The 15,966-nt window shown below is 66.6% G+C and carries 18 protein-coding genes; 12 read left to right on the forward strand and 6 right to left on the reverse strand.

Translation table 11 applies throughout. The features are described 5' to 3' along the window. The coding region (locus tag ACFE7D_RS11025; protein WP_375395466.1) for an HNH endonuclease at positions 1-384 on the reverse strand (384 nt) is incomplete at its 3' end. Between the two features lie 103 nt (positions 385-487). On the opposite strand from ACFE7D_RS11025, the gene gluQRS reads away from it, so the two are divergent. From gluQRS to ACFE7D_RS11060, 7 genes are all read left to right on the forward strand, one after another. Continuing rightward, positions 488-1,327 (forward strand): tRNA glutamyl-Q(34) synthetase GluQRS, encoded by an 840-nt coding sequence (gluQRS, locus tag ACFE7D_RS11030; protein WP_375395467.1) that lies wholly within the window; start codon positions 488-490, stop codon positions 1,325-1,327. Further along, positions 1,324-1,551, forward strand: a complete 228-nt coding sequence (locus ACFE7D_RS11035; protein ID WP_375395468.1) for a twin transmembrane helix small protein — start codon at positions 1,324-1,326, stop codon at positions 1,549-1,551. The genes gluQRS and ACFE7D_RS11035 overlap by 4 nt, the downstream gene beginning before the upstream one ends. A 1-nt stretch (position 1,552) precedes the next feature. Beyond that, a complete protein-coding gene (locus tag ACFE7D_RS11040; RefSeq protein WP_375395469.1) occupies positions 1,553-2,116 on the forward strand; it encodes a cob(I)yrinic acid a,c-diamide adenosyltransferase in 564 nt (187 codons plus the stop codon). Positions 2,117-2,181: 65 nt separating this feature from the next. Further along, on the forward strand, positions 2,182-3,447 hold the full coding sequence (gene egtB, locus ACFE7D_RS11045; RefSeq protein ID WP_375395470.1) for an ergothioneine biosynthesis protein EgtB: 1,266 nt from the start codon (positions 2,182-2,184) through the stop codon (positions 3,445-3,447). Beyond that, positions 3,447-4,424 carry an L-histidine N(alpha)-methyltransferase gene (gene egtD / locus ACFE7D_RS11050; protein ID WP_375395471.1) on the forward strand — a complete coding sequence of 326 codons (978 nt, stop codon included), beginning with the start codon at positions 3,447-3,449 and terminating at the stop codon, positions 4,422-4,424. Before egtB ends, egtD begins: the two co-directional genes overlap by 1 nt. A gap of 55 nt (positions 4,425-4,479) precedes the next feature. Then, positions 4,480-5,349, forward strand: coding sequence for a 3-hydroxybutyryl-CoA dehydrogenase (locus ACFE7D_RS11055; RefSeq protein WP_375395472.1), 870 nt, complete (start codon positions 4,480-4,482; stop codon positions 5,347-5,349). 369 nt (positions 5,350-5,718) lie between these two features. After that, entirely contained in the window at positions 5,719-6,270 is a 552-nt protein-coding gene (locus tag ACFE7D_RS11060; RefSeq protein WP_375395473.1) for a fasciclin domain-containing protein, read from the forward strand. A gap of 91 nt (positions 6,271-6,361) precedes the next feature. Here ACFE7D_RS11060 and ACFE7D_RS11065 read toward each other — a convergent pair whose 3' ends face one another. Genes ACFE7D_RS11065 through ACFE7D_RS11075 form a run of 3 tightly spaced genes read right to left on the reverse strand, consistent with a single transcriptional unit; the run spans position 6,362 to position 8,442 of the window. Further along, positions 6,362-6,739, reverse strand: coding sequence for a TipAS antibiotic-recognition domain-containing protein (locus tag ACFE7D_RS11065; RefSeq protein WP_375395474.1), 378 nt, complete (start codon positions 6,737-6,739; stop codon positions 6,362-6,364). Between the two features lie 11 nt (positions 6,740-6,750). Further along, on the reverse strand, positions 6,751-7,131 hold the full coding sequence (locus ACFE7D_RS11070; protein ID WP_375395475.1) for a MerR family transcriptional regulator: 381 nt from the start codon (positions 7,129-7,131) through the stop codon (positions 6,751-6,753). A 48-nt stretch (positions 7,132-7,179) separates the two neighbouring features. Next, entirely contained in the window at positions 7,180-8,442 is a 1,263-nt protein-coding gene (locus tag ACFE7D_RS11075; protein WP_375395476.1) for a NupC/NupG family nucleoside CNT transporter, read from the reverse strand. A 284-nt stretch (positions 8,443-8,726) separates the two neighbouring features. Between ACFE7D_RS11075 and tolQ the strand changes: the two genes are divergently transcribed. The 5 genes from tolQ (at position 8,727) to pal (ending at position 12,984) form a co-directional block, all read left to right on the forward strand. Then, positions 8,727-9,419 (forward strand): protein TolQ, encoded by a 693-nt coding sequence (gene tolQ, locus ACFE7D_RS11080; RefSeq protein ID WP_375395477.1) that lies wholly within the window; start codon positions 8,727-8,729, stop codon positions 9,417-9,419. Beyond that, positions 9,419-9,862: a protein TolR gene (gene tolR / locus ACFE7D_RS11085; RefSeq protein ID WP_375395478.1), complete on the forward strand. Its 444-nt coding sequence runs from the start codon at positions 9,419-9,421 to the stop codon at positions 9,860-9,862. Before tolQ ends, tolR begins: the two co-directional genes overlap by 1 nt. Continuing rightward, entirely contained in the window at positions 9,862-10,839 is a 978-nt protein-coding gene (locus tag ACFE7D_RS11090) for a cell envelope biogenesis protein TolA (protein ID WP_375395479.1), read from the forward strand. Before tolR ends, ACFE7D_RS11090 begins: the two co-directional genes overlap by 1 nt. Before the next feature lie 189 nt (positions 10,840-11,028). Further along, positions 11,029-12,396 carry a Tol-Pal system beta propeller repeat protein TolB gene (gene tolB / locus ACFE7D_RS11095; protein ID WP_375395483.1) on the forward strand — a complete coding sequence of 456 codons (1,368 nt, stop codon included), beginning with the start codon at positions 11,029-11,031 and terminating at the stop codon, positions 12,394-12,396. 51 nt (positions 12,397-12,447) lie between these two features. Further along, entirely contained in the window at positions 12,448-12,984 is a 537-nt protein-coding gene (pal, locus tag ACFE7D_RS11100) for a peptidoglycan-associated lipoprotein Pal (protein WP_375395480.1), read from the forward strand. Between the two features lie 451 nt (positions 12,985-13,435). Here pal and ACFE7D_RS11105 read toward each other — a convergent pair whose 3' ends face one another. After that, entirely contained in the window at positions 13,436-14,536 is a 1,101-nt protein-coding gene (locus ACFE7D_RS11105; RefSeq protein WP_375395481.1) for an IS110 family transposase, read from the reverse strand. A gap of 203 nt (positions 14,537-14,739) precedes the next feature. Beyond that, positions 14,740-15,738: a S1/P1 nuclease gene (locus tag ACFE7D_RS11110; RefSeq protein WP_375395482.1), complete on the reverse strand. Its 999-nt coding sequence runs from the start codon at positions 15,736-15,738 to the stop codon at positions 14,740-14,742. Positions 15,739-15,966: the final 228 nt, after the last annotated feature.

The following is a 15,966-nucleotide window of genomic DNA, read 5'->3' on the forward strand; positions in this document are numbered from 1 at the left end:
GGCAGTGACGACATTCTCCCAGGTGGTACGCCCCCCTTGCGCCCGCGGCACGACGTGATCGAAGGTCAGTTCGCCGGGATGCCCGCAATATTGGCAGGTGAACCGGTCGCGCAGGAACAGGTTGAACCTTGTAAAGGCTGGGAATTGCGACGGCCGCACGAACTGCTTCAGCGCGATGACCGACGGCAGCTTCATCGACGACGACGCGCTTCGCACCTCGCGCTCGTAATGCGCGACGATGTCGACACGGTCGAGGAACACCGCCTTGACCGCGGTCTGCCAGGGCCACACGCTCAGGGGGTAATAGGAAAGCGGGGTATAATCGGCATTGAGGACGAGCGCGGGGCAGCCGTCCGGATGGCGGATCAGATCGGGATGAAACACGACTCCTCCCAGCAACATTGCCGACGCGGCCAATGACGCAGCCGGATGACGCTGCCATGACAGCACGGCGGGCGATTCGCGGTCAAGGCTCGTTTCACCCCAAATGGGGTCTGCGGACGTGATCGTCAGCCGCTTCGCACCCAGCCCCACCGGGCGATTGCATCTCGGCCATGCGCGGTCGGCGATCCGCGCGCACGACCTGGCGCGTGCGGCGGGGGGCCGGTTCCTCGTTCGGATCGAGGATATCGATCGGGCGCGCGGCCGGGCGGCGCATGTCGAATCGATCCTCGCCGACCTGACCTGGCTCGGCCTGGCCCGGGATGGGCCGGTGCTGTTCCAGTCGCAGCGCCTGCCGCTCTATGCCGGGGCGCTCGATCGGTTGCGGGCGATGGATCTCGTCTATCCCTGTTTCTGCACCCGCGCCGAGATCGCGGCGAGCGCACACGCACCGCACGGGGCGGTGCCCGTCTATCCGGGGACGTGCCGGGGGCTGATCGACCCCGATCCCGCCAGGCCTCATGGCTGGCGGATCGCCATGGCGCGAGCGGTCGCGCTGGCGGGGCCGCTCGACTGGACCGATCACGGCCGGACCATCGTTGCTGATCCGGTCGCGCAAGGTGACGTGGTGCTGGCACGCAAGGATGCGGGAACGAGCTACCACATCGCGGTCGTGACCGACGATGCCGCGCAGGGCGTGACCGACGTGGTGCGCGGCGAGGACCTGTTCGACGCGACGCATATCCACCGCCTGCTTCAGGCCTTGCTCGATCTGCCGGTGCCGCGCTGGCATCATCACGCGCTCACGCTGGGCGCGGACGGCAAGCGCCTTGCAAAGCGCGACGGCGCACCGACGCTGGCGGCAATGCGTGTTACCGGAACGGACGGTCGTGCCCTTGCGGATCGATTGCGGGCGGACATGGCAGTGCCTACATTCGACCTATGAATACGCTCCTCATCATCCTCCTGATCGCGGCGATGCTGGCGACCGTCGTGGCGCTCGTTCGCGGGATCATCGCGTTCCTCCAGGAATCGACCGCGCAGGTGAAGGGCACCGGCCCGACCGAGGCGTCGCTGAAATCGAACCGGATGATGCAGCAGCGCATCTTCTTCCAGGCGATCGCGATCCTGATCGTCGTCGTCATCCTATTCGCCGCCGGCCGCACCTGAATTGGTCAAGCTGACGAAAATCTATACCCGCACCGGCGACGGCGGCACGACCGGCCTCGTCGACGGCAGCCGCGTATCGAAGGCCGATCCGCGGATGGCGGCGATCGGCGATGTCGACGAGGCGAACAGCGCGATCGGCCTCGCGATCTCCGAGCTTGGAAACGATCCGATGGTCGCGGCGCTGCTTCGGATCCAGAACGATTTGTTCGACCTGGGTGCCGATATCGCGACGCCGGGCACGGACTTCACGCCGACCGATATGACGCTCCGCATCGTCGCAGCACAGTCCGAACGGCTGGAACGCGAGATCGACGACATGAACGACGCGCTCGAACCCTTGCGCAGTTTCGTCCTGCCCTCGGGCACCGCGGGCGCCGCGGCGCTGCACCTCGCCCGCGCCATCGTGCGCCGGGCGGAACGGAGCGCGGTCTCGGTCGAGCCAGCGCTCAACCCGCAGGCGCTGACCTATCTCAACCGGCTGTCCGATTTCCTGTTCGTCGCCGCACGCTTCGTGAACAAAAAGGCGGGGGGCGACGTTCTGTGGGTTCCGGGGGCTGCGCGCTGATTGCTATCGTCCGGTAAAGGTTGGCGTTCCTCGGGGTAAAGGCTTCGCCATACAGGGGTCAATCGATGCTGAAGCCAATGCCCGCCTTGTCGTCGGTGCTCTCCGACCGCTTTGCCAAGGTGCGCGCACTGTCGCTCGCGCTTGCCGCACCTCTGTCGGATGCGGATGCGACCGGGCAGTCGATGCCGGACGCGTCGCCGACCAAATGGCATCTGGCGCACACGACCTGGTTCTTCGAAACCTTCATATTGCGCGATCACTTGCCCGGCTACGTGCTGCACGACGAGCGCTTTCCGTTCCTGTTCAACAGCTATTACGAGGCGGAAGGCCGCCGCCACGCGCGCGATCGGCGCGGCATGGTGACTCGCCCCACGCTGGACGAAGTGCGGGGCTACCGCGCCGCGGTCGATGCCGCGCTGCTGGGCGCGTTGCCCGGGCTGCCGGTCGCGGCACAGGAACTGGTCGCGCTTGGCTGTCATCACGAGGAACAGCATCAGGAATTGCTGATCACCGACATGTTGCATCTGTTCGGCGAAAATCCGATCGAACCGGCGATCTGGCCGCCGGCGCGCAAGGTACCGGTGGCGATGCCCGGTCCCGTCGGCTGGATCGAACATGCCGGCGGCATCGTCGGGATCGGCCATGACGGGGATACCGAGGAGGCGGATTTCGCGTTCGATTGCGAAGGGCCGCGCCACGACACGCTGCTCCTGCCCCACGCCATCGCCGACCGCACGGTCACCAATGACGAATGGGCGGCGTTCATCGCCGATGGCGGCTACCGGGAAGCGCGCCATTGGCTCGCCGATGGCTGGGCATGGGTGAACGCAGAAGCTATTGCGGCACCGCTATACTGGGAAGAAGGGGACGGCGGCTGGACTCGCTTCGGGCTCGACGGTCGCCGGGCGATCGACCCCGCGGCCCCCGTCACGCATGTCAGCTTCTTCGAGGCGGATGCATATGCCAGCTGGGCGGGCCTGCGCCTGCCGACCGAATTCGAATGGGAGGCGGCGGCCGCCGGATATGATCCGGCGGGCGGGAATCAGCTCGACGAGGCCGGCCCGGTGGAGCCCCGCCCCGCCGTCGCCGCACCCGCTTTTTTCGGCGATGTCTGGCAATGGACGGGCAGCGCCTATCGCCCCTATCCGGGCTTCCGCGCCGCCGAGGGGGCGGTCGGCGAATATAACGGCAAGTTCATGAGCGGGCAGTTCGTCCTTCGCGGCGGCAGCTGCGCGACGCCCCGCGGTCATACCCGTGCGAGCTACCGCAATTTCTTCTATCCCAATCAACGCTGGCAGTTCACCGGCGTCCGCCTCGCAAAGGATCTTTGATGCTGAAGCCGGAGATCGAGGACGGGACTCGCAGCTTCGCCGACCCCGCCTTCCGTGCGGACGTCCTTGCCGGGCTGACCCGCCGCCCGCGCGCAATCCCGGCGCGCTGGTTCTATGATCGGCGCGGGTCCGAACTGTTCGAGACGATCACCGACCTGCCCGAATATTATCCGACCCGCACCGAGATCGCGATCCTCGAACGGATCGCACCGGAGGTTGCGGCGCTTGCCGGCGAAGGCCGCGCGGTTGTCGAATTCGGCTCGGGATCGTCGATCAAGACCCCGATCCTGCTTCGAGCGGTTCGTCCGTCGGCCTATGTCCCCATCGACATCTCGGGCGATTTCCTGCGCGAATCGTCGCGCGTGCTGTCGGCGGCATTCCCCGAACTGCTCGTGCTGCCGTTCGAGGCGGACTTCATGCAGCCGCTGACCCTGCCCCGCACGATCGCGACCACCCCGAAGCTCGGCTTCTTCCCAGGCTCGACCATCGGCAACATGACCCCGCTGATGGCGGTCGATCTGCTGCGCGCGATGCGCGGATCGCTTGGCGAAGGCGCGCTGCTGCTGATCGGGATGGATCGGATCAAGGATGCGGGCGTCCTCATCCCCGCCTATGACGATGCCGCCGGCGTGACCGCGGCGTTCAATCTCAACCTGCTGGAACGGATCAACCGCGAGCTGGACGGCACGATTCCGGTCGGTTCGTTTCGCCATGAGGCGGTGTGGAACGACGACCGTGCGCGGATCGAGATGCACCTGAAGGCGGTGCGCGACGCGTCGTTCGCGGTCGACGGTCGCCCGTTCTCGATTGCGGCCGGCGAGACGATCCATACCGAGAACAGCCACAAATACGGCCCGCGCGATGCGCGCATCCTGCTGCGCAGCGGCGGCTGGACCCCGATCGCGCACTGGACCGACCCGGAGGCGCGGTTCGCGGTGTATCTGGCAGAAGCACAGGCCGAACGGCCTGCGCCCTAGACGCATCGATCGGTCGGGCTATGGATCGCGCGAACATACGGAACGGAGCGGGGCGATGCAGACGATCGGGGTAATCGGGGCGGGGCAAATGGGCGCGGGGATCGCGCAAGTGTCCGCACAAGCGGGGTTCCGCGTCATCCTGGCCGATGTAGCGCTCGACCGCGCAGAGGCGGGCAAGGCAGGCATAGCAAAAGCCCTCGCGCGGCTGGTCGAGAAGGAGAAGATCGCCGAGGATGACCGCGACGCCGCGCTCGCTTCGATCGAACCCGTCGGTAGCGTCGCGGCGATGGGTGACTGCGCGTTGGTGATCGAGGCGGCAACCGAGCGCGAAGCCATCAAGCGCGCGATCTTTGCCGACGTCGGCAAGGTGCTGGGCGCGGACGCGATCCTTGCGTCGAACACGTCCTCGATCCCGATCACGCGGCTGGCGCAGGCCGCCCCCGATCCCGCGCGCTTCATGGGAGTGCATTTCTTCAACCCCGTACCGGTGATGGGGTTGATCGAACTCATCCGCGGCCTCGCCACGGCCGACGCGACCGTCGCCGCGGTCGAGGATTATGCGAAGGCGCTCGGCAAACAGGTGGTGCGCGCGAACGATGCGCCGGGGTTCATCGTCAACCGCGTGTTGATGCCGATGCTGAACGAGGCCTGCTTCGCGCTGGGGGAGGGGGTGGCGACCATGCAGGACATCGATCTTGCCTGCCAGTTGGGGCTCAACCATCCGATGGGCCCGCTGACGCTGGCGGATTTCATCGGGCTCGATACCTGCCTGGAAATCACGCGGGTGCTGTTCGAGGGGACGGGCGACCCCAAATTCCGCCCCGCGCCGCTGCTCGTGAAATATGTCGAGGCCGGCTGGTTCGGTCGCAAGGCGAAGCGCGGCTTCTACGATTATTCTGGCGCAGTGCCCGTGCCGACACGCTGACGCCTGCGACATTTCGCGACAATCCGGCACATCCGCGACACATCGCGGCGCAATCTGTCGCCTACCGCAGGGCCGTATAGGCCGGATGGAGCAGTGGCGATGGGGTGCAGCGGAAACGCCTGTCTGGCGGCGGGGCACCGGGTGTGCGGCCGTCATGCCGATCCCGCCGATCCGCACGTTCAGCGTGCCCGTTGCCGAACATGCGGCCATGCGCTGGTCCGGTCGACCGTCACGCGTCGCTGGATCATCTCGGGTTATCTTGGATAAAGTTTCTAGACGATCGACATGTCGAGGCTTGCGTCGTTTGGACCGGATCGACCGTATCTCCTGCTCGGATATCGCAATCGATATCGCCGAAGGAGAGAATTCATGTCGATATTCATACGCAGCACCGTCGCCGTCGCCGCCCTGATCGCCGCGGGCAGCGTCAGCGCCCAGATGAAGGACCCGATGGTCGGCGGTGCCGCCATGTACCCGACGAAAAACATTGTCGAGAACGCCGTCAATTCCAAGGATCACACGACGCTGGTCGCCGCCGTGAAGGCCGCCGACCTGGTCGATACGCTGTCGGGCCCGGGGCCGTTTACAGTGTTCGCGCCGACCAACGCCGCGTTCGCGAAACTGCCCGCGGGCACCGTCGACACGCTGGTGAAGCCGGAGAACAAGGCCACGCTGACCGGTATCCTGACCTATCACGTCGTACCCGGCAAGCTCACCGCCAAGGACATCCTGGCCAACGCGAAGGCACATGGCGGCACCGCCACCTACACCACGGTGCAGGGCGAACCGCTGATGTTCAAGAAGGCGATGGGCGGTCTGATGATCATGGACGGCAAGGGGGATATGGGGAAGATCACCATCGCTAACGTGTACCAGTCGAACGGCGTGATCCACGTCATCGACACGGTCATGATGCCCTGACCGAAACAGGTCGCCGCGCCTTGGCCCCATCGGCGCGGCGGCTTGACGATGGCCGTTCCCCAGCTTTTCCGCCGGGGAAGGGTTCTTCGTATCAGCGGTGGGTTTTCCGGACCTCGCCCACCGCCTTGACGAATTGCCAGACCGAGGACGAGAAGGGCGGTTGCTGTTCGCCTTTCCAGCTGTCGATGCCATCATACATCTTGCTGACGCCCTGCATCATCGCCGGCGTCGCGACCGCGGTGAAAGGTTCGAGCAGCGCTTGCCACTCGTCATGGAACGCTTGCGCCGCGGGTGACGCGGGATCGAGCGGCAATGCTCGTTCGATCCGGCCGCTGAGATCGGCCCATTTCGCCGGATAATCCGCCTGATCGAATTTCGCGGGCATCGCGGCATTGGCCACTACGAAATCCGCCTTTGCCTCGTCGGTCAGATATCGATCGCTGACCGTCTTCCAATTATCCGCTTCCATCGTTTGTCCTCCTAATCGAATGAGCGAGCACAAGGTCGCGACGTCGATCGGCTCGCCACGATCGATGCGGGACAAAACCCCCTGGAAAAGCAGGTGCGCTTCCGCGATCGCAGCGGCCCGCGCATCGATCTCGGAAAGGCGCGCGGCGACCAGTCGGCCCAGATCGACCGGCCTGCCCCCTTCAGCAGCCGCCCGATCTCCGCCAGCGAAAAGCCCGCCTGTTTCAGCGCCACCGCCGCGTTCAGCCGCGCGAGTTCGCCGGACCCGTAGACGCGACGCCCACCCGCGGTCCGCAAGGGGGCGACCAGCCCGCGCGCCTCGTAGAAGCGGAGCGCGCGCAGGGTCAGTCCGGTCAGCCGGGCGACGTCGCCGATGTCGAGCATGTCCTCCATGCGACGCTGATACGCGCTGACGTTACGTCAGGAGCAAGCGTGAAATCGTCAGCCGATCAGAAGACCCGCCAGCGCCGCGGACATCAGGTTCGCGAGGCTTCCAGCGGCCAGCGCGCGCAAGCCCAGCTTGGCGATCATCGGCCGCTGGTTCGGCGCAAGGCTGCCCGTCACCGCCATCTGGATCGCGATCGACGAGAAATTGGCGAAGCCGCATAGTGCGAAGGTGACGACCGCAACCGTGCGCGGCGACAGCATCGCGGTCTGCTTGCCGAGATCGATATAGGCGACGAATTCGTTCAGCACGATCTTCTCGCCGAACAACCCGCCAGCGATACCCGCCTCGTTCCACGGCACGTTGAGCAGGAACATCACCGGCTTGAAGACATAGCCGAGCAGCCCCTGGAAGCTGAGCCCCGGCAGCCCGACCAGGTTGCCCAGCCCCCCCAGCAACCCGTTCGCCATAGCGACCAGCGCCACGAACGCCAGCACCATCGCGCCAACCGCCACCGCCAGCTTCACGCCGGTCTGCGCACCCTGCGCCGCCGCCATGATGATGTTGGCGGGTTTCTCCTCGTCGTGGCTGGCCTCGGCGATCGCGATCTGTTCGCCCTCGCCCGGCAGGTCGCCGAGCGGGAGTTCGCCGATCGGCGGCATGGCGCGGTCGGGCATGATGATCTTGGCCATCAATATACCGCCGGGCGCCGCCATGAAGCTCGCCGCCAGCAGATATTCGATGCGGATGCCCATCGATGCATAGGCTGCCAGGATCGTCCCTGCGACGCCCGCCATCCCGCTCGTCATGACGGTGAACAGCTGCGCGGGCGTCAGCCCGGCCAGATACGGGCGGATGACGAGCGGCGATTCGCTTTGGCCGACGAAGATGTTCGCCGCCGCGCACAGCGATTCGACCTTCGACACGCCGATCACCCGTTCGATCGCGCCGCCCAGCCAGCGGACGATGAACTGCATGATGCCGACATGGTAGAGGATCGAGACGAGCGCAGCGAAGAAGATGATGACCGGCAGCGCCTGGATCGCGAAATTATGCCCCAGCGGATCGGCCGCCAGCGCGCCGAACAGGAAACTGGTGCCGGCATTGGCATAGCCGAGCAGATCGGCAACGCCGCCCGACAGGAACGCGAGAACCGCGCGTCCCCAAGGCGCGTAGAGCACCAGCACCGCGATCCCCGCCTGCAGCGCGAACGCGGCACCGACCACGCGGAGGCGGATCGCGCGGCGGTCGGTCGACAGCGCGCAGGCGATCAGCAGGATCACGGCAACACCGGCGATGCCGGTCAGGATTCTGGTCATTCGCTCTTCCCCCCGGCCCTGCCCCGGCAAGTCCCGGACAGGCTTTCGCAGCATTTGCGCAGCCGACGCAAGCGTCACCGGGGTTCCTTCGCCGCTGCGCTTGGGTTAACAGCCGCCGCCATGACGCAAGCCGGCATCGATCAGCTCGTCGAAGGGCGCTTCGACGGAGCCGGGCACGGATTTCCGCAACACCCGCCGTCGGACACGCTTGACGGACGACCCCGCCGCTGGCCGTGGGGCTGGGCCACATCCTATCACCGCCTGGCCGCTCACGGGAGCAACGAATGAACGCCGCCCTCAATCTCGACGCCGGATCGCTGTCGCCGATCGCCTTGTTCATCCAGGCCGACTGGGTGGTGAAGGCAGTGATGATCGGGCTGCTGATCGCCAGCGTCTGGACCTGGTCGATCATCGTCGCGTTCGCGTTCCGGATCGGCCGCACCCGGCGCGGGATGGCGATATTCGAACGCGATTTCTGGAAGGCGGAGGATATCGACGCCTTCTACAAGGAAAAGGGCGAGAAGGAATTGCCGTCGGTGAAGGTCTTCGCGGCCGGCGTCGGCGAATGGCGGCGCTCGACCGGCAGCGGTGCGATCGACAAGGCGGGCACGCGCGAGCGGCTGGCGACGACGATGGGGGCCGCGGTCGCGAGCGAGATCGACCGCCTGTCCGACCGACTGAACGTGCTGGCGACGGTCGGATCGGTCGCGCCGTTCGTCGGGCTGTTCGGCACCGTCTGGGGGATCATGCGCGCGTTCACCGGCATCGCCAGCGCGCAGAACACATCACTCGCCGTCGTCGCACCAGGGATCGCGGAGGCGCTGTTCGCGACGGCGATCGGGCTGTTCGCCGCGATCCCCGCGGTCATCGCGTATAACCGGTTCAGCCACGGCATCAACCGGATCGAAGCGAGCCTGAACCGCTTCGCAGACGGGTTTCACACCACTTTGTCGCGCCAGCTCGACGGCACCCGCTGATGGCCATGCTCCCCTCGCACCGCTCCCGCGGCAGGCGTGCACCGATGGCGGATATCAACGTCACGCCGCTGGTCGACGTGATGCTGGTGCTGCTCATCATCTTCATGGTCACCGCCCCGCTCCTGACCGCTGGCGTCCCGGTGCAGCTGCCCGACAGTCGGGCGAAGCCGCTCGACCAGGATGCCAAGCCGACCGAAATCTCGATCGACGGCCAGGGACGTCTGTTCGTCGACAAGGACGAGATATCCGATGCGGCGCTGCCCGATCGCCTTGCGCGGATCGCCGGCAGTCGAGCGGTGGGTCAGCCGCCGCAGGTCTTCCTGCGTGCCGACCGGGCGCTCGACTACGGACGGGTGATGCGGGTGATGGGCGAGCTGAACCATGCCGGGCTGAACCGCGTGTCGCTGGTGACGGTGGAAGGCAGCGGGGCGGCGACTCGCTGATGGACCGCGCGGAACGGATCGGGCTGGGCGTAGCGATTGCGGGGCACGCGCTGCTCTTCGCGCTGCTGTCCGCGCGGTTCTTCTCGGTGCCGATCCCCACGCCGGTGCAGCAGCAACCGCTCGAGGTCAGTCTGGTCAAGGACGTCGCGCTGCAAGCCGCCGCACCGAAAGCCGTCGAACCCCCCGCCCCCTCGATCGCGCCCGATCGCGGCGCGCCCGAAGATGCCGCGCCGCCCGAGCCGGCCGAAGAGGCCCAGCCGGAGCCCGAACCGAAACCCGCGCCGCGGGTCGCGACGCCCGCACCGCCCAAGCCCAAGCCCGCCCCGCCGAAACCGGTCGAGAAACCCGCACCCGCGCCGAAACCCGTCGCAGCCGCGAAACCCGCGCCGGTCAAGAAGCCTCGACCCGAACCTGCCGCGGCGGAGAAGGCCGTTGCGAAGACGGCACCCGCCAAGCCGACACTGGCCAGGGCGAGCGCCTCTTCGATGTCCTCGCACGGCAAGCCTGCCGCGACGAAGGGCACCGGCAGCGAGGTCGCTGCCAAGACCAGCCGCCCCCGCGGCTCGCTGCTCGGCGACGATTTCCTCAAGGGCCTGTCCGACAAGCCCTCGAAAAGCCAATCGCCCGCCCCCGTCGCCGCCAAAATCGACGGTCGCGCGCTCGCCTCGATTCAGGCGGCGATCGCACGGCAGATCCAGCCCTGCGCGGATCGGCAATCCAATGGCGGCATTCCCGACGACGCCAAGCAGGTCGTCGTGACCTTCAACCTGCGGCTGAACCCCGACGGCACCCTTGCAGCGATGCCGAGCATCGTTCGCCGCCAGAATATCGAGGGCAACGAACGATATGTCCAGCAGATCGCCGATATCGGCATCGCCGCGTTCAAGGGCTGTTCACCACTGAAGCTGCCAAGCGAATATTATTCGACACCGGCGGGCGGGTGGAACAACATCAATTACAAATGGCAGCTGCGGTGATGGGATTGGTCGGTTCGGCCATTTTTCCATACCCACCCCGGCGAAGGCCGGGGCCCAGTTGCGGGACAGCCGTGGCAACTGTTCCGCTTCCTTCCGCAAAACCTCGGCAACTGGGCCCCGGCCTTCACCGGGGTTGGGAATGGCGAGCGGTCCGGCGCCCATCGGGACGATAGGATAATGAGGATGACCATGTACCGTCTCGCCACGTTCCTCCCGTTGCTCCTCGCAGCCACCCCCGCGCTCGCGCAGACCGCCGCGGCTCCCGCCCAGCAACCCGCCCCCGGCCAGACGCCGCCGCCGCTGGAGGTCTCCGTCACCGGCGGCATCTCCGCGCCCATGCCGATCGCGATCCCGCCGATGCCGACCAACGCATCGGCCGACACCCCGGCGGGCGGCACCGATGCGCTCGGGCGGCAACTGGCGGAGATCGTCACCGACGACCTGAAGGGGTCCGGGCTGTTCAGCCCGCTCGCCCCAGGCCAGCTCCACCCGGTCGCCTATCCCGACGTCACCCAGCCCGCGTTCGACAGCTGGAGCGCGTCCGGCGCGCAGGCGCTGGTCCAGGGGTTCGTCCGTGCCAACGGGGACGGGACGCTGACGGTCGGCTGCTATCTCTACGACGTGCTCGCCAAGACCGAACTGACGCGCGCCGGCTTCGTCGTGTCGCCGTCCGACTGGCGGCGGGCGGGGCACAAATGCGCCGACATGGTGTATCAGCGGCTGACCGGCGAAGGCCCCTATTTCGACAGCCGCATCGTCTATGTGTCCGAGACCGGCCCCAAGGCGCACCGCACCAAGAAGCTGGCGATCATGGACCAGGACGGGGCCAACCACCGGTTCCTGACCAACGGCCAGGCGATCGTCCTGACCCCGCGTTTCGCGCCGAACCAGCAGTCGATCGTGTATATGAGCTATGTGAACGATCGCCCCTCGATCTACGTCTACGACATAGGGTCGGGACGGCAGCGCAAGGTCGTCGAGAACCAGAGCCTGACCTTCGCGCCGCGTTTCTCGCCCGACGGCCGCTATATCCTGTTCTCGATGGCGGTGTCGGGCAGCACCAACATCTACCGTGTGTCCGCCGGCGGCGGGACGCCGCAGCGGCTGACCAATTCGCCCGGGATCGATACCGGCGGCAGCTACTCCCCCGACGGTTCCCGCATCGTGTTCGAAAGCGACCGTTCGGGCGGGCAGCAACTGTACGTGATGAACGCGGACGGTTCGAACCAGCACCGCATCAGCTTCGGCGGCGGGCGCTACGCCACACCGGTCTGGAGCCCGCGCGGCGACCTGATCGCCTATACCCGCATCGCGGGGAAATTCCGGATCGGCATCATGAACCCCGATGGCGGGGCGGAGAAGCTCTTGACCGACGACTGGCAGGACGAGGGGCCGACCTGGTCCGCCAACGGCCGGGTCATCGCCTTCTTCCGCTCGGGCCAGGGCGGCGGCGGGCACGAGACGCTTCGCTCGGTCGATCTGACGGGGGTCAACGAACGTCATATCCCGACCCCGCTCGACGGCTCGGATCCCGCCTGGGGTCCGCTTCGCCCCTGATTGCTGCTATCGGACGTTTTGGGGGCATCGATCATCAACCGGAGACCAACCATGTCCAATCTTACCCGACTGCCCGCGGCGACGTTGCTGGTCGCCGCGCTGATCGCGACGGGCGCGTGTTCGAAGAAGCGGCCCGAGACGTTGCCGCCCGCGCCGACCGATACGCAAGGACCCCTCAATGGCCCCGCCGGCCCGCCGATGGGTCCGGTCGACGGCGCGGTCGTCCCCGGATCGGCGGCGGATTTCCGCCGGTCGGTACAGAGCGACACCGTGCTGTTCGGGGTCGACATGTCCGACATCGATCCCGCAGCACGTGCGATCCTGGACGGGCAGGCGACGTGGCTCGCCAGATATCCGAACGTCCGGATCACGGTCGAGGGCAATTGCGACGAACGCGGCACGCGCGAGTATAACCTTGCTTTGGGCGACCGGCGCGCCAACGCGGCGAAGAACTATCTGGCGGCACGCGGCGTCTCTCCGTCGCGCATCTCCACCATCAGCTACGGCAAGGAACGCCCGGTCGCGACCGGATCGGACGAGGACAGCTGGGCCCAGAACCGCCGCGCGGTGACGGTGGTGGTGAACTGAGCATATCTCCCTCTCCCTTTTATGGGGTGGATCAAGAACCGCGTTCTCAAGGGAGGACCGGCAGCTGCACCAGACCCGGCATGTGATCGAGGCGCGCAATATCGACACCGGCAAAGCCCGCGTGAGATTCTTTGGCAGTTCACCGGGGCAAAGCGTCGCGATGCACGGCTGGCGTCTGGCCAGCTCACCTTTTATCCGGTTCGAGTTCCTGTCTTGGCAGGCCTCGCGACCATAATCCCGTTTGCTGCGGGTTCGACGCTCGAGGGGACGGGACCCATCTCTAGAAGCGGCATATTTCAGCCAGGAAGAGGGCCGGTCACACGTCCGCCCGGTATCCCCCGTCGCGTGCGGGGGAACTCGGTGGCTCAGGCGACCACGACGCCAGTCGGGATCAGACCCGTCGTGGCGTAGCGCCAGAGCGCGATCAGGAGCTTGCGGGCGAGGGCTACGATCATGACTCGTCGCATACGACCGCTGCCGCCGCTGGTCCGCTCGACAACCACTGCGACAGCTGACTGTTCGGCTGCCATCGCAGCCAGCGCCAGGCGATCTGGAGCATGTTGGACCGGAACGCGGCAGGACCGGACTTGCCGATGCCCTGATCCCTGCTGACCGAGCCGCTCGCCCATGGGGTGGGCGCGAACCCGCTCCACGCCGCGATCTCGCGCCGGTTGCTGAAGTTGCGCCAGAACGCCTCGCGCACAAGCACCGACGCATCGTTCGGGCCGACGCCCTTGATGCGGGCGAGCGACGCGATCATGGAAACGTCAACGCGTGTCCGCTCCGGGTCGGCGGGTGTGTGCTCGGCTTGCTTGACGAGCGCGATGGCGTCGCGCTCGGCGTTGACCGCTTCCAGCTGCTCGGTGACCAGCCGCAGGCGGACGATCTCACGCCTTATCTCTTCCCGCAGCCGCGCGCCAAGCATCCTTCCGTCGCCAGTGACCAGCTCGGACAGCTGTCGCTCGGCGTCGGGGCCGTGCGGGACAAATCCGACGATGCCCTGCGTCATCAGCAGACCCCTGATGCGGTTCGCATGAGCGATGCGCTCCTGGACCAGACGTTGCCGCTCGCGGGTCAAGCGTCGCTCATCCTCCTGCTCCACGCTCGGCACATGGACAGCGCTGAGCACCTGATCCTCGCCGCGGTTATAGGCGATGAGCGCACGGATCATGGCCTTGGCGTCGAGCCGATCCGTCTTTGCTCGCTTGGCGCGCCGATTGACCAGCAGGCTGGCGGGGTCGATCACCAGCACCCGGTGACCCTCGCCGGTCAGCCGGCGGTACAACCAGAAGCCTTCGTAACCGGCCTCATAACAGCAGAGGATCGGGGCGTCGGCCGTACCGATCGTGTCGGCGACACGAGCGCGAAGTCGTTCGATCAGCGTCAACAGAGCGGCGACGTCGCCCCAGGGGGTGACGTGGATGCCGACCTTGTCGGCACCCGGCAGGTGTGCGCCCACGACCCACTTGGCGCGGCTCATCTCGATCGCGATGAAGATCGGATCGACGATCGTGGGCGAAGTTGATGCGGCGACTTCTTTCTTTGTCAGCATGGCAAAGATCTCCTACTTCGGTTTGCCCCCACGCGCGCAATTACCAGCGCGCGCCGTGCCTCCCCATAGGATCTCTGGGAGAGGGAAGGGGCCCGCTCGGCGCGGCCGAGTGGGAAGGGTGAGGGCGACGCGCATCGCATTCCAATCGCCCTCACCCTTCCGCAGCTTCGCTGCTCCTTCCCTCTTCCAATGGGAGAGGGACATTACCCCAACGCCCGGTCCAGTTCCTTCGCCAGCCTTAAGCCACCACGCTCGATCTCCAGCCGCGCCACCGGCACCAGCGCGGCGATATCGGCATCGGTCAAAGTCACATGCGCGGGCGACGGCGCGCACGGATCGCCGTGCAGCGCGCTGGCATAGACGCCGTCATGCGCGACCTGCCAGCTTTCGCGGCTCCAGTCGGCGACGGTCCCCGCCGCCACCGTCGCCCGTACCGACGCCGGAAAGCGCCGGACCAGCGACGGCCCGCTGGTCGCGGCGCGTTCGGCGAGCGGACCGTCCCAGATCGAATGCAGGTTGAACCGCTTGGGTTCGTAGATGCCGTAGGCGGCCGCGACCTTGTTGCCGCCCTGGTCGGCCTTCTCGCCCGCATGCAGCGGCTGGTGCAGGTCGCCGACGAAGTGGATCAGGAAGACCAGCGCCTGCACCTTGTCCTTCGTCGCCGCGCGCCGATCGCGCAGCACGGCGACGTCGCGGTCGATCTGCGCGGAGACGCAATTGCCGTCCTTGCACGCATCGGCCAGCGTGAAGGGCTGGCAGATCTCCACGTCCTGGAAATGCCAGGTATAGGCATAGCCGAAGCGCGACTTCCCGTCCGCGCCCTTCAGCGGCTTGACGCAATCCGCCCAGACGCTGGCGTCCTCGATCGTCGTCGCCGAACAGGTGGGCGTGTCCAGCACCGCGGACCGCGCGAGCAACCGCCGCACCGCCGCCTTCGTCCTGGGCGTGACGTTGGCCATCGCGATCTGCGCGATCGTCTGGTGGCCATATTCCCAATAGGCCTGGGCGGGGGCGGCAAGGGTCAGGGCGGCGAGCGTGGCGGCGGCGAGGTGGCAACCGATCCGGTTCGTCGGCGAGGTTCGATTTGCCGTCGGAAGGCTCGGAAGTGGACGAACCACACGCCACGTCACGCCCGGAATCACCCTCCGCAAGGCGGATGCGAGGCGCTGGCGGGGGGCGGCGGAGATGGGATGATGCGACATGCCGCCGATATGGCACGGAACGGAATGTGTAGGACAGACCGGATCGGCACGATGGGTCGCCACCGACCGCGCTTGTCTTGATTCGGGCACCCGGATGTCTGCGGAAGTGGAGGAAGTGGAGGCGTGCCGTGCACTTTTCCACTTCGTGTGAAAAGAGGGGCTTACGCCGGTTGATCTAGGCTGTGGTGACGATTTAATTATTTGAGCCATAGCATGATGCTGGCGAGT

Origin of the sequence: uncultured Sphingomonas sp. (genome assembly GCF_964244235.1) — a bacterium.
Classification (GTDB): domain Bacteria; phylum Pseudomonadota; class Alphaproteobacteria; order Sphingomonadales; family Sphingomonadaceae; genus Sphingomonas.